11 protein-coding genes are annotated in these 12,457 nt (G+C 65.1%); all 11 read right to left on the bottom strand.

All coding sequences use genetic code 11. The features are described 5' to 3' along the window. Window positions 1–7: 7 nt before the first annotated feature. The 11 genes from GXP34_13705 to GXP34_13755 all read right to left on the bottom strand — a co-directional run bounded on the left by GXP34_13705 (window position 8) and on the right by GXP34_13755 (window position 12,318). Window positions 8–1,246 carry an aspartate aminotransferase family protein gene (locus GXP34_13705; protein ID NOY57022.1) on the bottom strand — a complete coding sequence of 413 codons (1,239 nt, stop codon included), beginning with the start codon at window positions 1,244–1,246 and terminating at the stop codon, window positions 8–10. Further along, complete coding sequence (locus GXP34_13710; GenBank protein NOY57023.1) at window positions 1,243–2,019, bottom strand: ABC transporter permease; 777 nt, start codon at window positions 2,017–2,019, stop codon at window positions 1,243–1,245. Before GXP34_13710 ends, GXP34_13705 begins: the two co-directional genes overlap by 4 nt. After that, the gene (locus tag GXP34_13715) at window positions 2,012–2,803 is read right to left on the bottom strand and encodes an ABC transporter ATP-binding protein (GenBank protein ID NOY57024.1); all 792 of its coding nucleotides are present in this window, start codon (window positions 2,801–2,803) and stop codon (window positions 2,012–2,014) included. Before GXP34_13715 ends, GXP34_13710 begins: the two co-directional genes overlap by 8 nt. Before the next feature lie 68 nt (window positions 2,804–2,871). Further along, the gene (locus GXP34_13720; protein ID NOY57025.1) at window positions 2,872–3,867 is read right to left on the bottom strand and encodes an ABC transporter substrate-binding protein; all 996 of its coding nucleotides are present in this window, start codon (window positions 3,865–3,867) and stop codon (window positions 2,872–2,874) included. A 46-nt stretch (window positions 3,868–3,913) separates the two neighbouring features. Further along, the gene (locus GXP34_13725) at window positions 3,914–4,594 is read right to left on the bottom strand and encodes a class II aldolase/adducin family protein (GenBank protein NOY57026.1); all 681 of its coding nucleotides are present in this window, start codon (window positions 4,592–4,594) and stop codon (window positions 3,914–3,916) included. Then, on the bottom strand, window positions 4,587–6,026 hold the full coding sequence (locus GXP34_13730; GenBank protein ID NOY57027.1) for an aldehyde dehydrogenase: 1,440 nt from the start codon (window positions 6,024–6,026) through the stop codon (window positions 4,587–4,589). The genes GXP34_13725 and GXP34_13730 overlap by 8 nt, the downstream gene beginning before the upstream one ends. Before the next feature lie 302 nt (window positions 6,027–6,328). Continuing rightward, window positions 6,329–7,663: an amidohydrolase family protein gene (locus GXP34_13735; GenBank protein ID NOY57028.1), complete on the bottom strand. Its 1,335-nt coding sequence runs from the start codon at window positions 7,661–7,663 to the stop codon at window positions 6,329–6,331. After that, window positions 7,660–8,595 (bottom strand): ABC transporter permease, encoded by a 936-nt coding sequence (locus tag GXP34_13740; protein NOY57029.1) that lies wholly within the window; start codon window positions 8,593–8,595, stop codon window positions 7,660–7,662. The genes GXP34_13735 and GXP34_13740 overlap by 4 nt, the downstream gene beginning before the upstream one ends. Before the next feature lie 2 nt (window positions 8,596–8,597). After that, the gene (locus tag GXP34_13745; protein NOY57030.1) at window positions 8,598–9,695 is read right to left on the bottom strand and encodes an ABC transporter permease; all 1,098 of its coding nucleotides are present in this window, start codon (window positions 9,693–9,695) and stop codon (window positions 8,598–8,600) included. Further along, window positions 9,692–11,209: an ABC transporter ATP-binding protein gene (locus GXP34_13750; GenBank protein NOY57031.1), complete on the bottom strand. Its 1,518-nt coding sequence runs from the start codon at window positions 11,207–11,209 to the stop codon at window positions 9,692–9,694. Before GXP34_13750 ends, GXP34_13745 begins: the two co-directional genes overlap by 4 nt. Before the next feature lie 35 nt (window positions 11,210–11,244). Next, window positions 11,245–12,318 (bottom strand): BMP family ABC transporter substrate-binding protein, encoded by a 1,074-nt coding sequence (locus GXP34_13755; GenBank protein ID NOY57032.1) that lies wholly within the window; start codon window positions 12,316–12,318, stop codon window positions 11,245–11,247. Window positions 12,319–12,457 lie beyond the last annotated feature (139 nt).

Genomic DNA, 12,457 nt, shown 5'->3' on the forward strand with positions numbered 1-12,457 from the left:
GGCAGGCTCACACGACACCCTCGACTTCGGTGAGCGACTCGTCGAGCACACCCAGCAGCTCGTCGAGTTCGTCGGTTGTGACAATGAGCGGTGGTGCCACGCGGATCGTCCCGTCGGCGTTCAGCATGGAGCCAACGATCACGCCGCGCCGCTCCATCGCCTGGACCACCGGCATTGCCAGATCGTCGGAAGCGACGTCGAATGCCCACCAGAGCCCGAGCCCGCGCACCGCCACCAAAGTTTCATGGCGATCCATCAACCGGGCAAACCCCGAACCGAGATACTCCCCCATCTCGCGGGCTCGGTCGATGAGGCCTTCGCGTTCGATGATGTCGAACGTGGCGGTGGCGGCAGCGCACGATACCGGGTTGCCGCCGAACGTGGTGAGGTGAGACAGGGGCGGGTCGAGGAACGTGGAGAATATCTCTGCGGTCGAGATGAAGGCGCCCAGCGGCAACCCTCCACCCACGGCTTTGGCGAGGGTGATCACGTCGGGAACGACACCCCACTCCTGGCAGGTGTACCAGTGACCGGACCTACCCATGGCTCCCTGCACGTCGTCGGCGATGAGCAGCGCCCCGCGCTCGGTGCACAGATCCCTGAGGCCGGGGAGAAAGCCGTCCGACGGGATCCGGACACCCGCTTCCCCCTGCACGGGCTCCACGATCACGCCTGCAGTGTCATCCCCGATGGCCGCCGCCGCCGCATCGAGATCGTCGAACGGCACAAACGTGACCCGTTCGAGGAGTGGACGGAACGGTGCCCGATATCGTTCGCGCCAACTCACCGACAACGACCCGTAGGTGCGGCCGTGAAAGGACCCTTCGAACGCCACATACCCGGGCCGACCCGTGTACTTGCGCGCCAGCTTGAGAGCACCTTCGTTGGCCTCTGTGCCGGTGCTCGTGAGGAATGCAACGTCGAGGTCGCCGGGGGCGACCCTGGTGAGGCGCTCGGCGATATCGACCTGGGGTGGCAGCACGAAGCGTCCGTAGACGTTGACGTGTGCGAAGCGTCGCATCTGACGTTCCACGGCGGCGACGACCTCTGGATGGGAGTGACCGACGTTGGACACGGCGATGCCCGAGATCATGTCGAGATAGGAGATGCCGTCGGCGGCAGTGATCCGACACCCGGAGGCGCCCGTGATCACCATCTCTTTCCGTCCAGGCACCGTCTGGGACAAGTGGGCGAGAAAGCCGTCCTTGTATCGTTCGGCAACCTCGGTAGGCATGGAGTCGGTCATTGAGCACCTTCCATCTGACGAGCCTTGTGATACCAAGGAATCGTGATCCGTTCGATGAGGACGATGAGGCTGAAGAACCCCACGCCGAGCACCGAGAGGGCAAAGATAATGGCGAATACCTCGTCGGTGTTGACTGCACGATTCTTCAACAGCAGCAGGTAGCCGAGCCCGCCCTTCGCTCCGACCCACTCCCCGAAGACTGCGCCCAGCACACTGAACGCCGCGGCCACTTTCATCCCGGTGAAGATGTGCGGTAGGGCCACGGGAATGCGAACCTCTCTGAAGATCCGGGCGCGGCTCGCCCCGAACGTCCGCATGAGTCGCACCATCTCCGGATCGACCGCCTTCAGGCCGTCGACGGTGCTGACCGCTATGGGGAAGAAGGCGATCAGCACCACCACCAGCACCTTTGGCAAGATCGAGAAACCGAACCAGATCACCAGCACTGCTGCAACGGCCGGAATCGGGATGGTCTGGCTGACGATGAGCCAAGGGTATACGGCAGAACGCACGACCTTCGAGTAGGCGAGCAGAACGCCGATGCTGATGCCGACCACCGCTCCGAGCGTGAAGCCCAGGACCATCTCGAGGGTCGTGATCCGTGCGTTGCTCAGCATGCTGCCCGGACTCTTGAACAGAGCGACCACGATCTCACTCGGCGCCGGGTAGATCCGGGGATCGGCGTGGGTGACGATGGTGAGCAGCTCCCACCCGAGGACCACGAGCAGCCCGAAGGCCACCGGCGGCAGCGTCTTCTTGAGCCAGTTAGGCATCCGACGTCATCTCCTTGGCGCTCATGTCCTGTGTGTCGGGGTGCAGGTAGCGGATGGCCTGCGCCTTCAGGGCCGCGAACTCGGGTGACAGGACAGTTTCGTAGGGTCGGGGTCTGGGCAGGTCGATCTCGAGGGTGAGCACCACGCTCGCCGGACGTTCCGACAGAACGTAGACACGATCGGACAACCGGATGGCCTCGTCCACATCATGGGTGATGAACAGGATCGATGCAGCCGACGCCTGCCAGATATCGAGCAGCCATGACTGCATCTGCAGCCGGGTAAGGCTGTCGAGCGCCCCGAACGGCTCATCCAGCAGCAACACGTCGTCACCGGCGAGGAAGGTCCGGGCGAGTGCCGCCCGTTGCCGCATCCCCCCGGAGATCTCACTGGGGTAACAATGGCCGAACCCACCAAGCCCGAACCGCTCCAGGATCTCCTCGGCCCTGGCCCGCGCCTCCCGGCGGGATGTCCCCTTGACCATGAGGCCGAGTGCCACATTGTCGGTGATGCGCTTCCATGGCATGAGCAGGTCCTTCTGCTGCATGTACCCGCAAGTGCCGAGTCGGTCCGGCGAACCATCGACCAGCGCCTCGCCGTCAGTCGGCTCGAAGAGTCCCGAGATGATGTTGAACAGGGTGGATTTGCCACAGCCGCTGGGACCAAGGAGGCTGACGAAGTGATGCCGGCCGACCTGAACATTGATCCCGTCGAGGACTTCGACACGGCCAGAGCCCTTCCCGAACTCCTTCGAGATGTTCCTGACGCTGATGCGTTCGTTCATGGGGCCCTTTCCGTGATTGATGGCCGGGGGGGAATACGGCGTGCTTCCCCCCCGGCCGACACCACCGCTCAGGGAAGGAACTCGGTGGTAATCAGGTTCTCCGGCATGGACTCGAGCACGCCAACTTGGACTGCCCAGGTTAGGTAGTCGGCAATCCCCTCGTCGGAGATCTCGCCGAACTTGCCGTTCGGGCCAAGGAAGTACGGCTTGACGTTATTGAACTCCGCGGTTGCGAATTCGACGTCGATGCCGTCCGCGTTGTCGGCCAGATCGGCGATGGCCTTGTCCTCGTTGTTCAGAGCGAAGTCATAACCGCGCGCCAATGCCTGGGCGAAGGCGGTCAAGACCTCCGGCCGGTTCTTGATCGTGTCGCCACTGGCGAAGAGCACCAGCTCCGGGTAGGGAGGTGCCCCATACTCGTCAGGCCGGAACACGTAGGGTGTTTCGCCTTCGAGTTCCAATACGACGGCCTCCGCGCTCCAGAAGCCGATGGCCGCATCGACCGTCTGGCCGATGAGGTTGCTGACCGCATCGAAACCAATCGTGACAAACTCGACGCTGTTCACGTCGACACCGGAGCTCGACAAGATCACCCGTGCAATCGCCTCATCCGACGGCACGCCGGTGACACCGATCGTGCCTCCACCCAACTGACTCGGATCGGTGATGCCGATCGCGGCAGTCGACATCAGGGCAGCAAGCGGTACCTGCTCCAGAGCCATGAAGATCTGGATGTCCTCGCCCTGGGCGCGCAACGAAGCAACGTCGGCGATCGGCGCTATGCCGATGGTTGCCTTCCCGGCCATCACCAGGCGCAACGTGTCTGCCGACGACGTCGGCGGCTGGATATCGATGTTGATGTTGGCATCGTTGAAATAGCCCTCGGCAAGCGCAGCGTAGATGCCGGTGTGGATGCCGCCGGGAACGAAGTCCAGGATCAGCGTGGCATCCGTCTTCTCGGCGAGGCCTCCCCCGCTGCCGCCACAGGCTGCGGCGACGAGCGAGATGGATAGCACCAGTACCATCAACCTGGCGATCCGTCCTCGTTTCACTCGACTCGTCATACCTTGCTCCTCTCTGTGTCGGTTCGCATGTCGTCGGTCGTCGGACTCATGTTCTTCCACGCGGTCTCGGAGACCCTGGATCCCCGAAGGTCGCCTCCACCCATGCCATCGCTCGCGGCAGCTCCGCGGCGGTGTGCCGGAGGCGATTCCCCCAATCGGTCTCCCCTCTCTCGGTCGTCCCGTCGAGAGCCACACGCGCCCGCTCCTCCAGAAAATAGAGGCGGGTGAGCGCTTCGAGCGGTGTCGCCCCGACGGTCAGAGCACCGTTCGCCCGCAAGATCACCGCGAAGGCGTCGTTCAATGTCGCTGCGACCGCTGCACCCTGGACGAGGGTAGCGACGAGGTCGACGTCGTCATGGACTGCAACCTGCTCGCCCGCAAGCGCTCCCAGGCCGTGCAGGAGCGGCAGATCCTCGATGCCCGCGCCCCATGAGACGACGGCGGGCGGATGCCCTCGGCAGATAGCCCCGACGTCGGAACGCTCCATATACACGGCAGCATGCATCGCCGTCTCGAGCGGCGCTCCACCGACCCCCGACGGCGGGACCGCCATGTCGGGAACGATGATCACATCGTCCGGACCGGCGCCGACAAACGGGAGTGTGCTCGTAATGGCGAACCCGTCGCGCCATCTGGCCGAGACATGCCCGAAGGCCTCGGCCAGTCCGGCACCGGCCATCATCCGGGCGGTCCGAACAACGGTCTCGCGGACGGCACGCTCATCCATCCCCCCCACCTCCCAATGGAACACCGGGAGGGCGCACGCCCCGAATGGCGATGAACCGGGTCCGCGTCAGATCCTCGTACGTGTAGCCGATGCCCTCCCTGCCGGCACCTGCGAGCCCGACTCCTCCGAACGGAACCACCGGTGGTCGATAGTTGTTCGTGCCGTTGATCACAACGCCACCGACCTCGAAGCGTTCCGCCGCGGCCAGCGCCCGCTCCAGATCGCCGGAGAAGACTGCAGCGGTGAGGGCCAGCCGCGACGAGTTGACGATCTCGATCGATTCCTCCTCCGTGTCGAAGGGGATCACGGTGACGACGGGCCCGAAGATCTCATCATCGGCCACCACGTCGGCACCGGTCGGCACCGAGTCGAGCAGCGCCGGCCGGTACCACGCGTCCCTCGCCGACACCTCACCGCGCACAAGGGTCCCGCCCTGGGCAACGGCGTTCGCGACCTGGGCCGCAACCCGGGCTGCACTGCGGGCATCGATGAGTGGGCCAACCTCACTGCGCTCGTCGGTCGGGTCGCCGACGGTGACCGCCGCCAACGCCGCCTCCAGCCGCTCGGCAACCTCTGCGGCAACCGAACGGTGCACGACCAGTCGCTTGGTCGCCGCACACGCCTGACCGTTCATGAGCATCCGACCCCTCATCGTCTCGGACACCACCAGGTCCAAATCGGCGTCATCGAACACGACGGCGGCACCGTTCCCGCCCAGCTCGAGGTGAAGCGGCCGCAGCATCCGGGCGGTCGCCTGTGCGACCGCCATTCCGGCTCCGACGCTTCCGGTGAGCGAGACGGCATCGACGCCTGGGGCTGCACAGAGGGCGGCACTGATTACACGGTCACCAGGGAGAACCGTCAGTACGCCCTCCGGCAGCCCCGCATCGATGAGGACCTGTGCGGTGGCGATGGTCGCCAGCGGGTTCTGTGGAGGCGGCTTGATCACCACCGTGTTGCCCGCAGCGAGCGCGGCCCCCGCTTTCTCGACGGTGAGCTCCACCGGAAAATTGAAAGGAATCACGCATGCCACGACCCCCAGAGGCACCCGCTCGACGAGAGTCAGGTCCCGCTCGCCGCCGGGCAGGGCCCCCGTGGGTGCCAGGTAGCCGGCATCGAACCGGCCCACATGAGCGTTTTCGTCGAGGAGAGCCGCTGCCCCCAAGACCTCCTTGCGGGCCTGGGTGATGACCTTGCCGCTCTCGCGGGCGTGAGCCGGTCCGAGTTCCCCGGCCCGCTCCTCGAGCAATGCAGAAGCCCGGGAGAGGACGGCCGCCCGCTCGTGTGGGGCAGCCCGCCGCCAGTCGCCGAACGCCCGCCTGGCAACGGCAACGGCACGGATGACGTCATCGGGAGTCGCCTCGCGGACCGAGCCGAGAACCACGCCGTCGGCAGGGGCGTGGATCACTCGCTCGGTACCCGAGGCGATCATCATGGAGACGACCCTCGCTTACCTTGCCTGGAATTCGACCAACCGGCCATGCACCCCGCCGCTCTTGTCTCTAACAGAGACACAGTCTACAGGAACCAAACGCCGATTGCACGGCCCAGGCGGTGATTTCGTGCCGGAATGCTCACTTTGTCGAGAACGACGAACATACCCGACAAGCGCATCCGAAGGAGGGATCACCGCCGTCGACGGTGAAGTCTCCGATGGACGCACCGACCGCCCGGGGCTCTCCGGCCTGATCAACGATGGCGTTCACCTCCTGTGAGCACGATTCGGAGGGAGATTCAGCCCAATCCGGCCGCGGTGATGATTCTGCGGGCGATCGGACGGGAGCGCTCCACCGCCTCGACCGGGTCGACATGCACGATCCGGCCACCCACGACCGACCGGGTACCGGCGACCCAGACATCCTTGACCTCCGTGGGCCCGGCAGAGTAAACGATCGCTCCAAATGGATCGTGAACGTTGGCCAACGCCGGAGCCTCTCCATCGAAGACAACGAGATCGGCAGCCTTTCCGGGCTCGAGCGACCCGACCTCGTGATCCAGGCCGAGCGATCGAGCACCATCGATCGTTGCCATCGCAAACGCCTCGCCCGCCGAGAACGCGGTTGCCTGGAGCCGATCGACCCGCTGTAGCAGCACGGTCGTCTTGATCGCCTCGAGCATATCTTGGCGATCGTTGCTGGCGGGGCCGTCGACTCCCACACCCACCGCGACACCGAGCGCACGTAGCTCCGGCACCGGACACACTCCCGACGCCAAGATCATGTTCGACACCGGGTTGTGGGCCACGCCCACCCCGTGTTCGGCGAGAAGCTCGCGATCGTCGGCATCGACCCACACGCAATGAGCTGCGATGGTCGGCGCTGCGAACAGCCCCGAACGTGCGCAGTGCCCGATGGGTGAGACGCCGTAGCGGGAACGGATGACGGTCACCTCTTCCCTGACTTCCTGAAGATGGATGTGCACGCCGTGTCCGCCCGACGTTGCAAGATCGACGCTCTCCGCGAACAACGCCTCGGACTGCGCGCCGAGGGCGGCGATCCCCACTCTGAAGCGGGACAGCCGGCTCTGTGCTGCGGCTTCGGCAAGGGCGGCGTGCTCTTCGAGGAGCACCGGGATCCTCACGCCTCTGATGTCGGCCGCCCCGAAGGACACGACACCACGCAGCCCCAGATCGTCGAGTGCACGCACCACGCCGGGTGTCACCGGACGACCCTGCTGCGGGTCGCACACGAACATGTCATTGGCCATCGTGATCCCGCTTCGCAGCATCTGCATCCCGCCGATCAGCGTGCCGACGTAGGCGGCCTCGTCGTCGAGATGTGGGGCCACGGGTCCGATCAAGGCGTCGATCCACTCCCAGAGCGTGTACTGCTTGGCGATACCGGTGATGAGCGGCTCCGAGAAGTGCCCGTGGGTATTGATGAACCCCGGGGTGACCACATCGTGTGGCCCGCCGGCGACGACATCCTCGGGGAACCGTGCCCGAAGGTCCTTCCAGGTTCCGACCGCGTCGATCCTGTCGCCCAGGATCCTGACCGCCCCATCGGTGATCACCGCCGGTTCTGCCGCGGTCAACACATGACGCGCGCGGATCAGCGTCGCCTTCTTCATGTCTTCATCCACGGTCTGCCGAGCGCCGCGGGGGGCTTACCGCTGCGCGCCGCGACGGCGTAGGCGACCAGTGTCAGCACGAACGGGATCATCAGCGTGATCTGGAATGGGATAGAGACGATACCGAGTGCCTGCACCCGCACCGCGATGGCATCTGCCGCCCCGAAGAACAGCGCGACGCCGATGGCCCACATGGGGCGCCATCTCGTGACGATGACGAGAACGAGAGCGATGAAACCCGTCCCTCCCGTCATGTTCTCGATAAAGGTGAACAGCTGTGCGAGTGAGATCGCCCCGCCGCCGAGCCCGGCAAGGGCGCCGCACAGAAGCAGTGCCCCCCACCGGCTCCGGACGACCGACACGCCGACACTGTCGAGCGCATCCGGATCCTCGCCGGACGCACGCCAGCGAAGACCTGGCCTCGATCGGAACAGCACAAGGCTGAGGATGACCGCAATCGCCACGGCGAGATAGAAGAACGGCGACTGCTGAAACAGGACCTCGCCGAAGAACGGGATACCGGACAGGCCGGGGATGTTGATCGGCTCGAAATGGGCGACCTCCAACTGCTGGGTCGTACCAAACATCAGCCGTGACAAGTACGTGGTGAGCCCGAGAGCGCCGAGGTTGAGAGCGATCCCGCTCACGATCTGGTCACCCGCCCATCGGATGACCACCACACCATGAAGTGCTGCCACCGCCATCCCGCCGAGTGCGGCGGCCACGGCTCCGAGCCAAGGGTTACCGGTCACCTCCGCACCCACCACACCTGTGAAGGCGCCCATGAGCATCATCCCCTCGAGGCCGATGTTGAGGATGCCGGCGCGTTCCGAGATCACCTCTCCGGTACCGGCAAAGATGATGGGTACCGCCAAACGCACGGCGCTGGCAAAGAAGGCGGTGGAGATGAACAGGTCGACGATGGTGTCCACGGTCACTCCTCCCCATCGGCGGCAAGTAACTCGCTGACGGCTCTTCGGCGCTTGATCCACATGGACAGCCGCTCCGATCGGGCTATGACGAGTAGCAGAATGATGATGGCCTGGGCGATCAGGCTGGTGGCGGCCGGCACTTGGGCGATCCGCTCCATCGAGGAGGCACCGGCTTGCAGACCTCCGAACAGGAGAGCCGCTGCAACGACTCCGCCGGATCGCGCGTTTCCGACCAGTGCCACGGCAATGGCAGTGAACCCGTACCCGGGTGAGAAGAAGTCGCTGAGGCGGTATTGCGTTCCGGCCAGTTCCACGACACCGGCAAGCCCCGAGAGTCCACCGGCGATCACCATCGCAAGGATGGTGAGCCGGCGTACCGACATTCCCGCGAACTCGGCGACGTGCGGGTTGTCCCCGAGTGTGCGGAGCTGCAGCCCGAAGCGGGACCGCTCGAGGAGCACGTACACGCCGATGGCGGCGACACCCGCGAGCACGATGCCGAACGGGATCGACAGGGGTCCGATCTCGAGGACCGGAAGACGGAATTGGACGGCGATCTCCTTGGACCAGGGGTATCCGCCGCCCGCCCGATCGCGCAGCGGCCCGTGGATGGCCCATCCGGCGAGCAAGATGCCGATCGCGTTCAGGAGGATCGTGGTGATGACCTCGTTCATGCCGAGGCGTGCTCGCATCCACCCCGGGGACCCGCCCCACACCACGCCGGCAGCCGCCCCCACGATGAGGATCATCATGACCGCGACGAACGGGATGCCGATCGGAACTGCCTGGGAGATCGCTATGGCTGCGAGGGCCGCTACGTACAGCTGGCCATCTCCCCCGAGGTTGAACAGGCCCGCCCTGAGCCCGACGGCCACACCGAGGCCGATGAACATGAGAGGGATGGTCTGACGAAGCGTCTCCTCGAATGCTCGCGCGTCTCCCACGGCTCCCCTCGCGAGCGCAGGCAGCGCCTGGCCCAGATCGACGCCGCTCAGCGCGAGGAACGCGATGGACAGGCCGACGCCCAGGGCGACGATCGCAATGCTGACCGCTCGCTGGGAGGTCAGAAGGTTCGCGAGAGTGAAGCGGCGCGTGGTCATGGCCGATCCAGCTTCTCACCGCTCATGAGCAGACCGATGCGCTGGTCGGCCCCATCACCCGGGATCACCTCGCCGACGATTCGGCCCGACGACATCACCAGGATCCGGTCCGCCACCGACAGGATCTCGTCGAGATCATACGACACGAACAACACTCCCCCTCCCCGACCCCGGACGGCGAGGAGTTGTTCGAGCACGAACCTGGCTGCGGCGATGTCGAGGCCCCGACACGGGTTCATGGCAATGACCAGCTCGGGTTCATCGCCGAGCTCGCGAGCCAGGACGGCCTTCTGCTGATTGCCTCCCGACAGCTCACCGGCCGGCTGGTCCGGTCCGGCGGCCCGCACGTCGAATCGCTCGAGGAGCGACACACATAGGCGATGTGCCTTCTGGCGATCGATCAATCCCTGGTGCACCAGGCCGCGCTGTCCCCAGCGTCCCAGATGCAGGTTCTCCCAGAGCGCCAGGCCGAGAGCCAAGCCGTGGCGATGCCGATCCTCCGGGATGCGAGCGATGGACGCCGACAGTCCGCGATTCCAGCATCTCGAACCGTCGCTGAACCAGACCCCTCCCCCGTCGGCCTCACGTATCCCGCAGATCACCTCGATCAGCTCCCGCTGGCCGTTGCCATCCACGCCCGCGATGCCCACGATCTCGCCGGCCCGTACCTCCAGTTCGACGTCCTGCACCAAACGACGCTCACCGGAGATGTGCAGGCCTTCGATCCTCAGCAGCGGCCTCCCCACCGTCGCAGGAGGAGGATCGAAACCCGTCTCGATCCGCCGTCCGACCATGAACGTGACGAGCTCCTGGCGATCTGTGGCGGCAGTGTCGAGCGTCGCCACTTCGCGGCCATTCCGCAGAACCGTCACCCGGTCGCTCAACGCAAACACCTCGTCCAGCTTGTGTGTGATGAAAATGACGCTGAGTCCCGAAGTCCGGTACTCGCGCAGAGCGTCGAAGAGCACGTCACGCTCGAGTGGGGTGAGCGTGGCGGTCGGCTCGTCGAGGACCAGGAGCGTCACCTCCTGGGCCAGTACTCGCAGCAGGCTCACCCACTGTCGTTGACCCACGGAGAGGTCGGCGACGACCGCGTCCGGATCGACGTTCCCCCCGAACCGACCCTCGACGTCCTTGACCACGGCCCGCACGGAATCCATGGCGAGCCAGAAGTGATCGCCCATGGCGAGCGCGAAGTTCTCGGCGACCGTGAGCGCCGGGACGAGTCGATCGTGCTGATGCACCATGCCGATGCCCAATGCGGCGGCCGCCTGCGGCGAAGCGATCTCGACACGCCGCCCTCGCCAGAAGATCGCGCCCGAGTTCGGTCGCGTGATCCCGTCGAGCACCCTCATCAATGTGGTCTTGCCCGCCCCGTTCTCACCGAGGAGTGCGTGAATCTCCCCAGGTCGAACCGACAACGATGCGCCGTTCAGAGCGACGGTCGTCGCATACTGCTTCCGGATCCTCTCCAACCGGAGCAGGTCGGTGCCGCCGGAGGGCGTCCCACCCACCGGCGGCTCCATGGCCTGCTGTCCAGCGAGACCGCTCAGCTCTGCGGCTCCGGAATGAACGGCACCTTGATGCTGCCGTCGACGATCGAAGCACTCGCTGCATCAACGGCCGCCTGGATCTTGCTTGCGAGCGCGTCATCAACAGCCCTGATCGGCGCGAGACGGAGCACGTCCGAATCAAGACCGAAGAAGCGCTGTTTGCCGCTGAACTTGCCGTTCACAATGTCACCCACTGCATCGACGATGAGAGCACGCTGATCCACGATCTGGGACGTGATGACCGCCTCCGGTGCCACATCGTACTGGTCGCCACCCCAGCCGATAGCGTAAACACCTTCTTCCCGCGCCGCCTGGATGACGCCGATACCGGCGGCATCGGCTATCTGATACACGACGTCGACACCTTCCGAGATCATGGCCCGGGCGGTCTCCTTGCCCTTCTCGACGTCGTCGAAGGTTCCGAGGTACGTGAGGGTCACCTTGATATCGGGGTTGACGGACTGCGCCCCGAGACGATATGCCTCCATCTGTGCGACGATGACCGGGAACTCGAAGCCGGCGATCCCACCGATCTGATCGGTTTTCGTTGCCATGGCGGCGACGATTCCGGCGAGGTAGGCGGCATCCTGGGACTCTGGCTGCAGACCCTGCATGTTGGGACCGGACAGGTCATTGTTGTTGGTGACAAGGAAGATGGTCTCCGGATACTCCGGCGCAACCTTCTTGGCAATGTCTCCGAACTCGAACCCCTGGCCGATCACGATGTCGTATCCGGCCGACGCATAGTCTTCGAACGCCTTCACGAACTCCGGCACCGGCGTCATCTCCGAGTACGCGGTCTTCGCACCAAACTGCTTCTCGAGTATCGCCAGCGACTCGAAGGCCAGCTGGTTGAAGCCCTTGTCATTTGCCGAGCCCGGCAGGACCAGAGCCACCTTGATCGGCTCCGCCGCCGCGGTCGTCGTGGTTGCCTGTGTGGTCGACGACTGTGAGGCTGCGGTCGTCGTGGTTGCCTGTGTGGTCGACGACTGTGAGGCTGCGGTCGTCGCGGTGGTGCTACCCCCACAGGCCGCAGCCAGCAGGGCCATCGTCAGTAGTAGTCCGATCAAGTGTATCCATCGTCGTGTCATGAGTTGGCTTCCTCTCGTGCAGTCGGCCACCGATCGGCGGCACAACTTCGTCAGGGCCGGGCCTTCGATGGCCCGTCTTTCTCCTCACTTCTCTTCATCAGTACTTCCGCCCCGTCCG

Source organism: Actinomycetota bacterium, from assembly GCA_013152275.1.
Classification (GTDB): Bacteria; Actinomycetota; Acidimicrobiia; order Spongiisociales; family UBA4744; genus BMS3Bbin01.

Excerpts from the sequence above, each read along its gene's own strand:
- GXP34_13725 (NOY57026.1), bottom strand. The coding sequence starts at position 4,594 with ATGGATGAGCGTGCCGTCCGCGAGACCGTTGTTCGGACCGCCCGGATG.
- GXP34_13735 (NOY57028.1), bottom strand. The coding sequence starts at position 7,663 with ATGAAGAAGGCGACGCTGATCCGCGCGCGTCATGTGTTGACCGCGGCA.
- GXP34_13730 (NOY57027.1), bottom strand. The coding sequence starts at position 6,026 with ATGATCGCCTCGGGTACCGAGCGAGTGATCCACGCCCCTGCCGACGGC.
- GXP34_13715 (NOY57024.1), bottom strand. The coding sequence starts at position 2,803 with ATGAACGAACGCATCAGCGTCAGGAACATCTCGAAGGAGTTCGGGAAG.
- GXP34_13710 (NOY57023.1), bottom strand. The coding sequence starts at position 2,019 with ATGCCTAACTGGCTCAAGAAGACGCTGCCGCCGGTGGCCTTCGGGCTG.
- GXP34_13720 (NOY57025.1), bottom strand. The coding sequence starts at position 3,867 with ATGACGAGTCGAGTGAAACGAGGACGGATCGCCAGGTTGATGGTACTG.
- GXP34_13705 (NOY57022.1), bottom strand. The coding sequence starts at position 1,246 with ATGACCGACTCCATGCCTACCGAGGTTGCCGAACGATACAAGGACGGC.
- GXP34_13745 (NOY57030.1), bottom strand. The coding sequence starts at position 9,695 with ATGACCACGCGCCGCTTCACTCTCGCGAACCTTCTGACCTCCCAGCGA.